The sequence below is a fragment of the Solibaculum intestinale genome (assembly GCF_040096205.1).
Classification (GTDB): Bacteria; Bacillota; Clostridia; order Oscillospirales; family Acutalibacteraceae; genus Solibaculum_A; species Solibaculum_A intestinale.
In genome coordinates this window covers 28,851-42,442 of sequence record NZ_JBBMFD010000022.1, presented here as the reverse complement: position 1 = coordinate 42,442, position 13,592 = coordinate 28,851, and the positions used below count along the sequence as shown (strand labels likewise).

Sequence of the window (13,592 nt, the reverse complement as noted above, 5' to 3'; positions counted from 1 at the left end):
GTGTGGTCACAGCTGTGACCACACGGGGGTTCTCTTTGCAACACGGCAGATGTTCTTCCAAAGCGCTCAAGCCAAAATACAGGCCTGAAAAATTTCCGGGCCTGTATTTCCTTTCTCACCGCAGTGCACTTTCTTTATTCTTTCGGGCATGGACCAAGCACAGCAGCGTCTCCTTTTGGTTGCAGCCCGGATTTTCTAAAACCGCATCGAGCAATTCCAGCAGCGTGCGCTTGATTCTGGGACCCGGAACCAGACCAGCCTGGATGAGGTCTTCTCCCGTAACCGCAAGCATTTCCAACCGATAGGGGTCTCCCCGGCGGAGAATCCGTCTCATCATCTGTGCGGCAGACGCAGCAGCGGGGGCGTCAGAGGAAGAAAGGTCTCCCCGCAACCGCAGGGCACAGGACAAAAGGGTGGGGCCTGCTTTGCAAAGGCGACGGCGCATCTGGTATTCGGCAGTGGGAATCGGCTGCGACACTTCAAGGAGCAGCCCGGCCGCTTCCTTGTAAGTGCGCCGGTCCAGACGAAGGCGAAGGCCCAGTTCCTCCAGGTCCGACCCGGTCAAAAGGCACAGGGCGGCAAGGCGCACAGCCCTTTGGGACGATGTGAAATCCAAGGCAAACAGCGTGGAAACCGGTCGGATTCCCCAGGGAAGCAGCCCGCCGCTTTCCACAAGCGGCCTCAGCCGGGAGGGAAAGCTCCCGGTCAGCGCGCGCATCAGCTCTGCCGTCACCCGTTCGGCACTGACCGAGGAAAGGCCTTCCGCCTTTTGCAGCGCGGCTTTTAAGGTATCCGGATGAAGCCGGTAGCCCAGAGTGGCGGCGAACCGGAAAGCTCGCAAAATCCGCAGCCGGTCCTCTTCAAAGCGCACCGTCGGGTCCCCTACCGCCCGGATGATTCCCCGGCGGACGTCCTTCTCCCCGCCGAACGGGTCGATTAACCCGGCAGCAGGAGAAAAGGCCATAGCGTTGATGGTCAGATCCCGCCGTGCCAGGTCTTCGGTCAGGTTGTCGATCAGGCGGACCTGATCGGGCCGCCGCCCGTCCGAATACCCATTCTCCGCCCGAAAGGTGGTAACTTCCACCGGTTCTTCCCCAAAGAGAACAGTAACCGTCCCGTATTGTAACCCCGTGGGTACTACCTTCGGGAATAGGGCGGTTACCTGCGCGGGAGTGGCGGAGGTGGTTACATCGTAGTCCTTGGGAGTAAGGCCGCACAGCCAATCCCGCACGCAGCCGCCCACTGCATATCCTTGATATCCCGCTTTTTGGAGCGTCTTTATACAGGCAAGCACCGCATCCGGCAGCCGCATTGATCTCCCCTCCCTGCTTTTTTCTTATTATACCAGTCATCCCCCGCCGGTACAACGGGAAACTCTCTCAATAATTTGACGCTAACTCGAAAAAACGCAAAATACTTGTTTATTTCAACGTCGTATTGTCATATAATAGGAAGGTACATAATTTTGAGAAAACCGAGGTGCCAACCATGACAGAAGTGTCTAAACCGATCACAGATGAGATTTTAAATACAGTCAAACGGGTCCATTTTGTTGGAATCGGCGGATCGGGCATGTGCCCGCTGGCGGAAATTCTCCACAGCCGCGGCTATCAGCTCACCGGCTCAGATGTCAACGAGAGCGATAACCTGGCCCGCATCCGCAGCCTGGGCATTCCAGTCTTTATGGGGCACAAGGCGGAAAATATCCAAGGAACCCAGTTGGTGGTCTATACGGCAGCCGTCAAGCTCGACAATCCGGAGCTCAAAGCAGCCATCGACCAGGGCATCCCGATTTTGGAGCGTTCCCGGCTCTTGGGAATGGTATCCCGCCGGTATGAAACGGCCGTAGCCGTTTCGGGCACCCATGGAAAGACCACCACTACCTCCATGCTCTCCCAGGTGCTGCTGGGGGCGGGACTGGACCCGACTCTCGTGATCGGGGGCCGGCTGCCGGCCATCGGAAGCAACGGCCGCGCGGGCAAAACCGATCTGATGGTCTGCGAAGCCTGCGAATATGTGGACACTTTTTTGCAGCTCTCACCGGATATTTCTATTATTCTCAACATCGACAGCGACCATTTGGACTATTTTGGTACTCTGGAAAACATCATCAAGTCCTTTCATAAGTTTGCCCGGATTACTTCCCGTACGCTCATTGTAAACGGCGAGGACCAAAATGTAGCCAAGGCTATGGAAGGCATGGAAGGCAAAGAAATCCTCACCTTCGGCTTTGCCGACCGGTACGATTATTATCCCGAAAATTTAGAGCGGTTTGACGGGTCCTATTACGAATTTGACCTGATGCACAAAGGGGAAAAGGTTACCCATCTGCGCCTGGGCGTTCCGGGACGGCACAATGTGCTAAACGCCCTGGCCGCCTGCGCCGCCGCACTCAAGGCTGGCGCCACGCCGCAGGACATTGAGCAGAACATCGACCAGTTTCGTGGAGCGGGACGGCGGTTTGAAATCTACGGCGAGTTTGGCGGGGTAACAGTGGTGGACGACTATGCCCATCATCCCACCGAAATTAAGGCGACCCTCCAGGCCGCCAAAGACCTGCATCATCAAAAGGTATGGGCGGTATTCCAGCCCTTCACCTTCTCGCGGACAGTCATGTGGCTGGAAGAATTTGCCCAGACTCTCCGCCTGGCCGACCATGCGATTCTCTCGCCTATTATGGGTTCCCGTGAGGTAAACTCCTGGGGCATTTCGTCGGAAGACCTGGCCCAGCGCATTCCGGGCAGCGTATGCTTGCCTACCTTTGAGGCCATCGCCGATTATGTGGCGGAGCACGCAGAGCCCGGGGACCTGGTTTTGACCATGGGCGGCGGTGACATTTATAAATGTACGAGGATGATTCGCGACCGGCTGGCGGCGGCCAAGGAAACCGCCTAAGCCTAAGGGAAACCGCTTCTGAAAAAGCAATGAGCGGCGGGCAAATGCCCGCCGCTCATTTTCTCTTCTAAGTCCGATAAAGGCCTCTCAAAGCTTGACGGAGACAAAGGTACCGTCCTGCGCCTCCACATGGACCATTTCCAGCCCTTTGTTTTCCCTCAATACCCCCACGCATTCGCGCAGGAGCATGCATACCGATTCCTTCGTAATCAGCGCGCAGTAAGGCTCGGGTGTGTTTTCTCTCATTTTTTCGAAAACTCGCTCCGGAATCCAGCGGACCGCCCATCCGGCCAAAGAGACCGGCACAGGCAAAAAAAGACGAAAGTCCTTGGTTCTTACCTTTACGTTCATTGCTTCTCTCTTATTGGTCCACAAAGATTCGTACCGTGGTTCCATCCGCCGCCTCCACATTGACGAAATCTCCTTCAATCTCTTCATCCAGGCATTCGGACACCGCGTCCATCATGCTGGAAAGATCCACGCCCTGCAGGTCTTTCTCCGGGATGGGAAGCTTCCCCGTGGCTTTGAGTATCTTTTTGATGGCCCCGACCGGAAACTGAATCTTTACCTTATCCCCGGAGGTACTGTCAACAAGAACACGAAACAGCTTTTTGTCATAGCTGTTTTTGACCACCCTCATTTCCTGCGCCGGCAGGTCTGCCTGCATGGCCGCCATCAGTTCCGCCGCTTCCTCCGCCGTTATCGTACCCTCTTCTACCATTTTCAGTACTCTCAGTTTTTCATCCATACCTGTATGCCTCCCTTTCAATTGGCTGTTATTTTAGCTGCGCAATGGCCTGTTCCGCCGTAATCTCTCCGTTTTCCAAGGCTTTGAGAATCTCTTCTTTTCGAACCGCCCGTTCCTCGCTCCCGGCATCATAGCCAAGCTTTTTGATGACCGCGTCCAGCTTGGAGCGGACTGTGGGATAAGAGATGCCAAGTTCCTTCTCCACCTCTTTGATATTCCCCCGGCAGCGAAGAAACGTCTCTGTGAAATACAGCTCCTCGTCCGAAAGATAATCAAATTTGCTGAGCCTAAAGTTATTTTCAATCACCGTATCACAGGAATCGCATCTGAGCCTGGTCACGGTCAATTCGCGGCTGCACACCGGGCATCGGCTAATCACCTGATTCACGCCATCACTTCCTTTCTGCTGCTATTAATATAAACCCTATAATCAAAAATGTCAACATTAAAATTAATATTTTTAATTTTATAATTAATTTATTTAATTCAAATGTAGAAAAACACAATTTTTGTATGAAATTTTTCCGTTAAGAAGGACGTTTTTCCGTCTTCCTCCTTTGTCAAAAGGAAGGAAAAGAAAAGCACGGTTTTGACCTAAAAAGAAGAAGGCCGGGACAATCGGAATATTGTCCCAGCCTTCTTCTTAATCGCCCAAAATAATCAGCGCCATGAACACCAGGTTATCCGTTCCGGTGTTCGCAAGGCCATGACCATGGCCGTCTCCGGTAAAAGTTACCGCGCCTGCGGCCACTTCTTCGAAGCGGTCGTCATCCTGGTACCGGCCGGTACCGGACAGGATATAGTAGGTTTCGCTTTCCTTATGGTGCTCGTGGTAGCCGATGGAGCAGCCGGGCTCTAAGGTCACCTTTGCGTACATGCGGCATTTGCCGTCGAGCTCTTTCTCTGAGAGAAGGCGTTCAATCAAGACATGGCCCTTACCGCCGGCCATCTGTTCCACCCGCTGGACCTCTCGCTGCTGATTTCCTGCCATAAAATACACTTCCTTTCTTTGTCCATCATTGTACACCGATTTGTTTTCGGCTGCAACGAATCCGCTCGATTTCTGCAGGCAATCCATTTTTCCTCTCTTTTTTGGGAAAATGACTGGCAAACGGGCGTATTTTTCATAGACTGGAACGAAGGGGCCCTTTTGATCTTGCCGCGTACAGGCAGCGCGGCCAACCGGGAGGTTTTTCATATGTCAGCCGAAACCATTGCCAGCCTGATCTTTCTTCTTTTTTCCATACTGGGAATCGTAGATGTCATCCGTATGATCGTATTCGCCTTATTAAAGCCCAAACGCGGGCTTCGCATGGTGGTCACCGTCCCGCTGTCCGGGCACCGGGAGGACGTGGAATATATGATCCGCAGCGCGGTGGCGCGGGCAAAATGGTCGGACACCCGCCAGACGCTGGTATTTATCGTGGACTGCGGGATGGATAAAGACACTTATGAGCTGTGCCGGCTCTTCTGCAGCGAGCTGGGCGCCGAACTGGTAGCCCAGGAAGAGCTCTGCACCATCCTGGAGGATACCTTGGCGTCCTGAGGTTTACAAGCGCAGCGCTTTGGCTTATACTTATTGATGTATCATCTAACATGCGGAAGGGACGAGCAAATGGACAGGGACGATATGGAACGCCTGGAAGGCACGGTAAATACGGTGACCTTCCGCAACGAGGTTTCCGGCTGGACGGTATTGGAGCTGGAGGCCTATGAGGAACTGGTGACGGTGGTGGGGGTGCTGCCGGAGGTCTACGCAGGAGAGGAAGTCAAGCTCCTGGGCCATTGGGGCACCCATCCCAACTTCGGTGCCCAGTTCAAAGCCGAATATATGGAACGCTCCCAGCCGGTGAGCGAAACCGCGATCTTGCGGTACCTGTCCTCGGGCGCAGTCAAGGGGATCGGCCCGTCCACCGCCTCCAGGCTCGTGATGAAGTTCGGCGATAAAACACTCCAGATCCTCGAAAACGAACCGGAGCGCTTAAGTGAAATCAAGGGAATTTCCCTCGCCAAGGCCAAGGCCATCGGGGAAGATTATTCCCAAAAGTTCGGGATCCGGGAAGCCATGGTTAGCCTGTCTCAGTATGGACTGACTCCCAACGAAACCATGAACGCCTGGAAAAAATGGGGATCCTCGACGGTGGATAAGGTGCGGGAAAGCCCCTACAACCTCTGCGTGGAAGGCATCGGCATCAGCTTTGACCGGGCGGATGAAATTGCCCGGTCGATGGAACGCCCGGCGGACGACGAAACCCGTATTAAGGCGGGCATTCTCTATGTGTTGCGGCATAACTTCGGCAATGGCCACACCTGCCTGCCTTTGCAGAAGGTGGCCGAGGTAACGGCCGGGCGGCTGGGCGTGGAGGAGGAATTGTGCTTCGCAGCGCTGAGCGGGATGATCGAGGGGATGGAGCTCAAGGAAGAGGAATTTCCGAACGGTTCATTTGTCTTTCTGCCAAATGCCCACCGGGCAGAATCCTACGCCGCCGGGCGCATCAAGCTGATGCTGCAGTTCACCCCTCCCCCCTGCTCCGATGTAAACGAGGGCATTTCGATGATCGAACAGCAGATGGGGATCACGTTCGATCCCCTGCAGCGCAGCGCCATCGACCAGGCGCTCAACAAAGGGCTTCTTATCCTGACCGGCGGACCCGGCACCGGTAAGACCACCACCTTAAACGGCATCATCCGCCTCTTGGAGGAAAACGGCGAAAAGGTAGTCATCGCCGCCCCTACCGGCCGGGCCGCCAAACGCATCTCCGAGGTAACGGGCAAGGAAGCCAAGACTCTCCATCGGCTTTTGGAGGTGGAGTGGGACCAGAACGACCGGCCGGTTTTTTCCCGCAACGAGAGAAACCCTCTCGATTGCGACGCAGTGGTGGTGGACGAGCTGTCCATGGTGGACGCGCTGCTGTTTGAAAGCCTTCTGCGGGCGCTGCGGCTGGGCTGCCGGCTGATCCTGGTGGGAGACAACGACCAGCTGCCGCCGGTGGGCGCGGGCAATGTCCTGGGCGATTTGATTGACTCGAAGCTGCTGCCGGTGGTAGCGCTTACGGAGGTGTTCCGCCAGGCAAGCGAAAGCACCATTATCACAAACGCCCACAAGATCGTCCGCGGAGAGCTGCCCGAGCTCACGAAAAAGGACAGCGACTTTTTCTTTCTCCCCGCCCAGACGCCCGAGCGGGTGGTACAAACGGTGTGCGACCTGTGTTCCGCCCGTCTGCCCGTCGCCTACGGGTATTCCCCGTTTGCCCAAATCCAGGTGCTCTGCCCTGGGCGCAAAGGGGAAACGGGTACGGTGCAGCTCAATCTCCGGCTGCAGGAGGCGCTGAATCCGCCCGATGCCGGAAAGCGGGAAATCAAGGTGGGCGCCGTCCTGTTCCGCCAGGGCGATAAGGTCATGCAGATCAAAAACAACTATTCCATCCCCTGGACCCGGGACGACGGCACTGAGGGAGAAGGGATATTCAACGGCGACATCGGCGTACTCGAAGAGGTGGATCGGGCCAGCGCCAGCATGACCATCCGGTTTGAGGACCGGGTGGCGCTTTATACGGCGGAGGCCGCCGTCGACCTGGAGCTTGCCTATGCCACCACGGTGCACAAAAGCCAGGGCAGTGAGTTTGAGGCGGTCATTCTGCCTCTTTTCTCGGTGCCGCCTCTGCTGAGCTATCGCAATCTTTTGTACACGGCGGTTACCCGGGCGAAAACCCTGCTTATTTTAGTCGGGCAGGCACAGATCGTCGCCGATATGGTGCATAATAACCGTAAAACCAAACGGTATTCTGGGCTGAAGACCTTTCTTTGTCAAAGAGAGGAGGATGCATAATTGGGATTTTTCGATCGCGTTAAATCCACCTTCCTGCACTGGATCTATCCAAGGCGCTGTGCGTTTTGCAGCGCGGTGATCTCCCCAAAGGAAACCATCTGTCCCGACTGTGTGAAGAAGCTGGCGTGGGTTCAGGCACCCATCTGCAAAACCTGCGGACGAGGGCTGCCCTATTGCAAATGCCGCAAGCGCTATCAGTTTTGCCGCTGTGTCGCTCCCTTTTATTATGAAGGCCGGGCCAAGTCCGCCGTTCTGCGGCTGAAGTTTTACGGACGCACGGAAGCGGCGGCGGTGCTGGGCGCTCAGATGTACGACGCGGTGGTGCGGGAATACGGCGGCAACCCCGCAGACGTGGTGTGCTGCGTGCCGGCCGGGAAAAGCACGCTCAAAAAGCGGGGTTATAACCACGCGGAGCTTTTGGGCCAGCAGGTGGCCGCTTTGCTGGAAAAACCTTTCGCCGCCGACGCCCTTTCGAAGGTTCTCGACTGCCCGCCTCAGCATTCCATGGGCGCGCGGGACCGGTGGTCCAACGTGCTGGGCGCGTACGGCGTCGAAAACGCCCAAGCGGTAACGGGAAAAGCAGTCCTTCTAGTGGATGACATCATGACCACCGGCGCTACCCTCAACGAATGCGCTAAAGTGCTCAAGGAGGCCGGGGCAAGGGAAGTTTTTTTCGTGGTTTGTACCGTAACCCGCGCGAGAACGCTTGTAAAAGCCATAAAAATGTCGTATAATGCAAAGAGTCCTGTGGGTTTGGTAACAAAGGGAATCTATTCCTCTCAAGTAGGTACGGCGAAGCCCGCCGGCGTAAAACCCATGGCACAAATCGGCAAGGGTAACCATACCGAGCCGCTTGCATAAGCTTCTTTTCAATTCGCCTGTTTGCCGCGCAAAGCAGGCGGCTTTTTCACAAAAATCTGGCGCGGAGAAACGGTGAAAAACATATGCTCGGCTCGGATATTGGAATTGATCTCGGCACCTCCACCACTCTGATCTACATTCAGGGACGGGGCGTGGTACTCAACGAGCCGTCGGTGGTGGCGACCAACACCTACACCGATGAGGTTTTAAAGGTCGGTGACGAAGCCCATAAAATGCTCGGCCGCACCCACAAGGGAATCGCAGCGGTTTATCCGCTGGATCAGGGCGTCATTTCCGATTGCCATCTGGCCGAGCAGATGCTCACCGCCTTTCTCAAGCGGGTGTGCGGCAATAAACTGTTTAAGCCCCAGGTGGTGGTGTGTATGCCCAGCCGGGTTACCGGCGTGGAGCAGCGCGCCCTTTTGGACGCCATTCTTGCCGCAGGCGCCAGCCGGGTATACCCGATAGAGGAACCGGTGGCGGCGGCCATCGGCGCAGGAGTGGATATTTCCGCCCCCCACGGCAGCATGGTGGTGGACATCGGCGGCGGCACCACCGACATTGCGGTACTCTCCCTTTATGGGGTGGCGGTATCCGAATCCATCAAGGTGGCGGGCAACGACTTTGACGAAGCTATCATCCGCTATGTCCGGCGCAAGTACTCCATTCACATCGGCAACCGTATGGCGGAAAAGCTGAAAATCGAAGCGGGTACGGTTTATCCGCTGAACGAGGAGCGCATGGCCATCGCAAAGGGCCGCAACGCCATGAACGGCCTTCCTCAGGCAGTGGAGGTGACCTCCACCGACATTATGGAAGCCATCGAAGAACCGGTGCAAACCCTAATGTCGGCCATTCAAGCCGTACTGGAACAGACGCCTCCGGAACTGATCGGAGATATTTTCTCAGACGGCATTGTGGTGACGGGAGGTTCCGCGCTGCTGGGCGGCATGAGCGAGCTGATTACTTCAAAAACCGGCGTGCAGGTTCGTATTCCGGAAGATCCTATCTCCTGCGTGGTCAAGGGAACCGGCGAGGCTCTCCCTTACATCGACCAGCTTCAGGGCGGCGTATACAACTACCGTACTGTAGAGGATCTTCGCAAATAGTCCATCCGAGCATTTTAGGCCTATCCTTCGGTTCGCGGTTGAAGGATAGGCTTTTTTGCGTTTGCTGCGGCCAAAACCGCCCGGAAAGCAGAAGATTTAAGCCGTGGGAAGACCATTTATCGCTGAGAAAAGCCATAGGACCGGGGAATGCCTCCATCTAACGCCGGTGAAACAAAAACCCGCCTGTACAATGCACAGGCTTGATAGGGAAGTGAAGTATTCTGATGGCGCAGGACACGCAAAAATGTGTCCTGCGCTTATTGTATTATCTCAATATAATTGAAGCGAATGTCAATCTTCTGTGAGTAAAACTTTTTCCTGTAAGCGCCGTGATATGGTGGACAAACTCCCCCAGGATTTCCGGGCTCAGCTCCGACACCTCCAAATGCCGGTTAACAATGGCGAGGAAGTTCCCCACGTTGTCCAGTTCGTCCTGCTGCCCGGCAAGCTAATATGCCCGTTCAAGGCTTCCTGCTCCGCCAGATACCGTCCGTTTCACTGCTGGAATTGCCCGTCTGTCAGTATGCCGGTTGCCAGCTTTTCAAAGGTGGCCGCTATCAGGTTGTCAAGCTCCGCCTGCCGGGTTTTCGCCTGTTCCAGTTCCTTCCGCTTTGCCGCCAGCTCCTTTTTCAACTGCCCGGATTTCTTCGCTGTCAGATGGGCGGTAAACGCTTCCCGGTCTCTTCGTACCGCCGCGCAAGCGCCCTGTATGGCTTTTAGAACCGTTTCCCGCAACTGCTTCGCCTTTACCGTGTGGGGCGTGTATGTCTCTTTGTGCCTGTGATACCGCCTGCACAAATAGCTGTACTGGCTCTCGTCCCAGCTCCCGCAGCGACAAAGGTAATGGGTGCTGCCGCAGTCGGCGCATTGTACCACGCCCGCCAGCATATCCATTTCCCCCAGTTTGGTGGACCGCCTCTTGTTTTCCCGTACACGCTGCACAATGTCCCACAGCTCCCGGTCAATAATCGGCTCGTGGGCGTTTTCTACCTTGTAGCGTTTTTCCTCCGGCACCTCAACCACAAGGTCGCTTTTGTAGGACGGCTTGTGCGTCTTGCAGTTTGTCTGTATGCCGATATAGTCCGAGTTTTCCAGAATACGGGCAATCGTGCTGTTCTGCCACCGATAGGGAAAATCCGGGTTACGGCTGGAATGGCCCCGCCCAAACCTGCGGTAGGCGTATTCCGTAGGCACCAGCACCTTTTCCCGCTGCAAACGCTTTGCAATCTGTTCCGGCCCCATGCCGGAAGTGCACAGCCGAAAGATATACCGCACCCTTTCCGCCGCCTCCGGGTCTGGAATGATTTTGAACTTGTTCGCCGAGTCTTTCTGGTAACCATAGGGGGAACGGAGGCAATCCGCACCCCCTTTTCCGCCTTGTGCTGGATAACGGCGTTCATCTTCCGGCTGGTCTGCCGGGGATACCACTCGTTAAACAGGTTGGAGAATATGGCTAAATCCTCGTCGCTCTCCGTGTCGGTGGCGCTGTCATAGTTGTTGGTAATGGCGATAAACCGAAGGTCCAAGGAGGAGAACACGATTTCCAGCAGGTTGTTGGCCTCCGACTGGTTGCGGTACAGGCGGGTCAGGTCGGTCACAATCAGCGTAGGCGGCCTGCCCGTCCCGTATCATGGCAAGCACCTTCTGGAAGCCGGGGTAGTTGCTCTTTATCCCGGAAACGCCGTCGTCATACAGAAACAAGGGATTGCAAAAGCCCTGTTTTGCCGCATAGTCCCGCAGCATTTCCTCCTGGTGCTGTATGCTCAGGCTGGTGCCTTCCCGGCTGTCCTCGTTGGATAACCGACCATAGAGCAATGTATATTTTCTGTTTGGTTTCCCTGCATGTTACGCTCCTTTCTAGCAGGGGAAACCTGTCATAAGGTAAGGATACCATACCACAGGACAGGGAAAAAGGGAAAGGCTTCAGCCCTTCCCCTTCTCCTGCCGCTCCATATCCGCTTCCATCAGGCGCAGCAGACGGCTTTTCAGGCTGCCCGTCCCTATGGTAGGAAGATAAAGGCACTCCTGCGGCTCCTTCCCGTTGTGTTCCATCTGGCCTCCTTTCCGCCGGATATCTTCTTTGTTTCTGCGAAAAGGCCCGTCCTGTGTTACCCTGTTGGGTTTCCGGCTGATTTCTTGAAGGCTTTGCCTTCTGCTATTAGTATGACGGAAGCTGAACAGGGATAAAAAACCGGGGTACAGATACCGAATATCCGTACCCCGGTCTATTATGCGTTCAATTATCTGCTGTGCTTTCTCTTTCTGCTGTAAACTAAGGTGCCGGTCATTCCGGCGCCGGCCATGAGCATAACGACAACCAATACCATCATATTGCTGCTGTTCCCGGTCTGAGGATTGGTGGTGTCGGAAGGCTGATCGCCCGTACCAGTCTGCTGGCCGTCCTGTTCTGCGCTGGTTTCAAACGGTGTGTTGGAACCAAGGATGGCGTACTGGTCCAAATGGGTAGTCTCGAACACAAGGAAGTCGCCTTCCACCGCCGCGTCAAAGCGTTCCAGTTCTTCGCCCAGATATACCGCCTGATAATATTGGTAGCCCTTCAAATGGTCGTTCAGCGGAATTTTGACCGTCATGGGGTTATCCTTGATTTCCAGAGCTTTGCCGTCTTTTCTAACGCTGATGTCGTAAATGGACAGCAGGCCCGGCAGCTGATCTTTCAGTTCCGGACGGCTTCCCAGCACGCTTTCCTGCGCAATGGTGTCGGCATAAAGCTCTGCACCCTCCGGCACGCCGTCGGTCAGGGAGATGGAAACGCCGGTATCGGAAGCAGTCAGCTCTTTGGTCCCGCTGTCCTCACCCGGTTTTGTTCCAGGGTCAGTACCCGGATCGGTAGACGTTCCGGACGAGGAAACCTTGATTACATCGTTGGTGCAGAAATAGCTATACAATCCGTTCTTTACCATGGTTATCTCGTACCCTACCGGAATCTCCTGTGCATCGTCAGTCAGATTTCGCATTCCCTCTACAGGAACTACAACTTTTCCGGTAATTGTACCAAAGAAATCACTTACTGTCAGCTTACAATCAAGAGCCTTGTAAACGGAATACCAATTTGTTCCAACCCCGCCTTCCGGAGGGAATGTAACCTCATCTCTTCCCCAATAAAAAGTTTCTTCGCCTTTTTTGAGCACTGTCATAGTTGTTACATCGGCAGCCCTTGCCTTTATGGTTTTTCCTTCAGGATCCTGCGTATATCCTTCGGGCATCTCACCTTCCTCAACGCCATCTACGCCCTCACCTACCTGAACGGCAAGGTATTCATTTCCGCTGGAAAGGCCGTCTACCTTTACCAGCTCGTAAATATAAGCCACAGGCACCAAAACTGACCAATCGCTGTCGCTGCCACGTTGAGTGTACCAAATGCCGTATTCCTTTTTGTCATCGTCTTTGGTGACAATCGCAAATGTCTTGTCATATTCGTCTTCTACAATGACGTTTTCACTTAACTCATATTCCCCCTCAACGCCGGAATCGGCTGTCAGAGCAAGCTCTGCTTCCAGATTGCCGGAGAACGGGACCGACTTAGACGTTGTTGAGATAAACGCCGCCGAATAGGCGTTTTCGCCTGCGCTCTTATAAGCCGTCACAGTAGCGTCCGGGCCTACTTTGAGCAAGCCCTGTGTTCCCTCCGCCATAAACTGGATAGCCGCGGTCTGAGATGTTTTGTTCTCATTGATGGTCAGCGAGCCGTCTCCGATGATTTCCAGGTTGCCGCCCCAGCCGAAGCCCCATACCACCAGGGCGGAAATATGGTTTTCGCCTACCAGCTTAAGCTTCAGATCGTCGCCCATCTCGTTGGTGGAAAGGGTCATGTCCGGGTGGTTGTAGTTTGTCAGGGTGATGGTGTTGGTGGCTCTGTCATAGACAGCGCCTGTCACCGTGTCGGTCTCGCCGCTGTTGGCGTAGAGGAGTTGAGATGTTTCCTCTTTTTCGTTATAGAGCTGTACCCATGCAGCGCTCATCTCGCCGGACGAGGGGCCGTTTTCCGCAAACGCGGGCACGGCCATTCCGAGAACCATACAAAGCGTCAGCAGCATCGCCATCAATTTTTTCTTCATGATAGTTTCCTCCTTGTCATATAAGATTGTTTACCCTTTGGTGTAAAGCAAAGGATAGAAGGGATATTCCTTCT

Annotated in this window: 15 protein-coding genes and 1 pseudogene; 5 read left to right on the top strand and 11 right to left on the bottom strand. The window is 54.9% G+C overall.

Translation table 11 applies throughout. The features are described from left to right. Positions 1-115: 115 nt before the first annotated feature. Positions 116-1,312 (bottom strand): CCA tRNA nucleotidyltransferase, encoded by a 1,197-nt coding sequence (locus WMO26_RS11025; protein WP_349220417.1) that lies wholly within the window; start codon positions 1,310-1,312, stop codon positions 116-118. Between the two features lie 176 nt (positions 1,313-1,488). On the opposite strand from WMO26_RS11025, the gene murC reads away from it, so the two are divergent. Further along, positions 1,489-2,895, top strand: a complete 1,407-nt coding sequence (gene murC / locus WMO26_RS11020) for a UDP-N-acetylmuramate--L-alanine ligase (protein ID WP_349220415.1) — start codon at positions 1,489-1,491, stop codon at positions 2,893-2,895. Between the two features lie 87 nt (positions 2,896-2,982). On the opposite strand, the gene WMO26_RS11015 is transcribed toward murC, so the two are convergent. The 4 genes from WMO26_RS11015 to WMO26_RS11000 form a co-directional block, all read right to left on the bottom strand. After that, the gene (locus WMO26_RS11015) at positions 2,983-3,246 is read right to left on the bottom strand and encodes a hypothetical protein (RefSeq protein ID WP_349220413.1); all 264 of its coding nucleotides are present in this window, start codon (positions 3,244-3,246) and stop codon (positions 2,983-2,985) included. Positions 3,247-3,256: 10 nt separating this feature from the next. Continuing rightward, positions 3,257-3,643, bottom strand: a complete 387-nt coding sequence (locus WMO26_RS11010; RefSeq protein ID WP_349220412.1) for an SHOCT-like domain-containing protein — start codon at positions 3,641-3,643, stop codon at positions 3,257-3,259. A gap of 28 nt (positions 3,644-3,671) precedes the next feature. Then, positions 3,672-4,031, bottom strand: coding sequence for a DUF2089 domain-containing protein (locus WMO26_RS11005; RefSeq protein WP_349220411.1), 360 nt, complete (start codon positions 4,029-4,031; stop codon positions 3,672-3,674). 255 nt (positions 4,032-4,286) lie between these two features. Further along, positions 4,287-4,634 (bottom strand): cupin domain-containing protein, encoded by a 348-nt coding sequence (locus WMO26_RS11000; RefSeq protein WP_349220409.1) that lies wholly within the window; start codon positions 4,632-4,634, stop codon positions 4,287-4,289. Positions 4,635-4,841: 207 nt separating this feature from the next. On the opposite strand from WMO26_RS11000, the gene WMO26_RS10995 reads away from it, so the two are divergent. The 4 genes from WMO26_RS10995 to WMO26_RS10980 all read left to right on the top strand — a co-directional run bounded on the left by WMO26_RS10995 (position 4,842) and on the right by WMO26_RS10980 (position 9,442). Then, on the top strand, positions 4,842-5,189 hold the full coding sequence (locus WMO26_RS10995) for a hypothetical protein (RefSeq protein WP_349220408.1): 348 nt from the start codon (positions 4,842-4,844) through the stop codon (positions 5,187-5,189). 69 nt (positions 5,190-5,258) lie between these two features. Beyond that, on the top strand, positions 5,259-7,472 hold the full coding sequence (recD2, locus tag WMO26_RS10990; protein WP_349220406.1) for an SF1B family DNA helicase RecD2: 2,214 nt from the start codon (positions 5,259-5,261) through the stop codon (positions 7,470-7,472). Continuing rightward, positions 7,473-8,333 (top strand): ComF family protein, encoded by an 861-nt coding sequence (locus WMO26_RS10985; RefSeq protein WP_349220404.1) that lies wholly within the window; start codon positions 7,473-7,475, stop codon positions 8,331-8,333. It abuts the gene before it with no gap. An 83-nt stretch (positions 8,334-8,416) separates the two neighbouring features. Further along, positions 8,417-9,442, top strand: coding sequence for a rod shape-determining protein (locus WMO26_RS10980; protein WP_349220402.1), 1,026 nt, complete (start codon positions 8,417-8,419; stop codon positions 9,440-9,442). Positions 9,443-9,707: 265 nt separating this feature from the next. Here the strand turns inward: WMO26_RS10980 and WMO26_RS13645 are convergent, their stop codons facing one another. The 6 genes and pseudogenes from WMO26_RS13645 to WMO26_RS10965 form a co-directional block, all read right to left on the bottom strand. After that, positions 9,708-9,869, bottom strand: a complete 162-nt coding sequence (locus WMO26_RS13645; protein ID WP_494338191.1) for a DUF4368 domain-containing protein — start codon at positions 9,867-9,869, stop codon at positions 9,708-9,710. Between the two features lie 68 nt (positions 9,870-9,937). Beyond that, positions 9,938-10,870: a recombinase family protein gene (locus WMO26_RS10975; RefSeq protein ID WP_349220401.1), complete on the bottom strand. Its 933-nt coding sequence runs from the start codon at positions 10,868-10,870 to the stop codon at positions 9,938-9,940. Further along, positions 10,816-11,040, bottom strand: a pseudogene (locus WMO26_RS13640) (recombinase family protein); the annotation flags it as partial. The pseudogene WMO26_RS13640 and the gene WMO26_RS10975, both read right to left, overlap by 55 nt. After that, positions 10,931-11,257, bottom strand: a complete 327-nt coding sequence (locus tag WMO26_RS13635; protein WP_353963372.1) for a recombinase family protein — start codon at positions 11,255-11,257, stop codon at positions 10,931-10,933. The pseudogene WMO26_RS13640 and the gene WMO26_RS13635, both read right to left, overlap by 110 nt. A gap of 108 nt (positions 11,258-11,365) precedes the next feature. Next, positions 11,366-11,494, bottom strand: a complete 129-nt coding sequence (locus WMO26_RS10970; protein WP_349220400.1) for a hypothetical protein — start codon at positions 11,492-11,494, stop codon at positions 11,366-11,368. A gap of 188 nt (positions 11,495-11,682) precedes the next feature. Next, entirely contained in the window at positions 11,683-13,518 is a 1,836-nt protein-coding gene (locus WMO26_RS10965; RefSeq protein ID WP_349220399.1) for an LPXTG cell wall anchor domain-containing protein, read from the bottom strand. Positions 13,519-13,592 lie beyond the last annotated feature (74 nt).

Coding starts and splice junctions, on each gene's coding strand:
- WMO26_RS10965 (WP_349220399.1), bottom strand. CDS start 13,518: ATGAAGAAAAAATTGATGGCGATGCTGCTGACGCTTTGTATGGTTCTC.
- WMO26_RS11010 (WP_349220412.1), bottom strand. CDS start 3,643: ATGGATGAAAAACTGAGAGTACTGAAAATGGTAGAAGAGGGTACGATA.
- WMO26_RS10995 (WP_349220408.1), top strand. CDS start 4,842: ATGTCAGCCGAAACCATTGCCAGCCTGATCTTTCTTCTTTTTTCCATA.
- WMO26_RS10980 (WP_349220402.1), top strand. CDS start 8,417: ATGCTCGGCTCGGATATTGGAATTGATCTCGGCACCTCCACCACTCTG.
- WMO26_RS11025 (WP_349220417.1), bottom strand. CDS start 1,312: ATGCGGCTGCCGGATGCGGTGCTTGCCTGTATAAAGACGCTCCAAAAA.
- WMO26_RS11015 (WP_349220413.1), bottom strand. CDS start 3,246: ATGAACGTAAAGGTAAGAACCAAGGACTTTCGTCTTTTTTTGCCTGTG.
- WMO26_RS10970 (WP_349220400.1), bottom strand. CDS start 11,494: ATGGAACACAACGGGAAGGAGCCGCAGGAGTGCCTTTATCTTCCTACC.
- murC (WP_349220415.1), top strand. CDS start 1,489: ATGACAGAAGTGTCTAAACCGATCACAGATGAGATTTTAAATACAGTC.
- recD2 (WP_349220406.1), top strand. CDS start 5,259: ATGGACAGGGACGATATGGAACGCCTGGAAGGCACGGTAAATACGGTG.
- WMO26_RS11000 (WP_349220409.1), bottom strand. CDS start 4,634: ATGGCAGGAAATCAGCAGCGAGAGGTCCAGCGGGTGGAACAGATGGCC.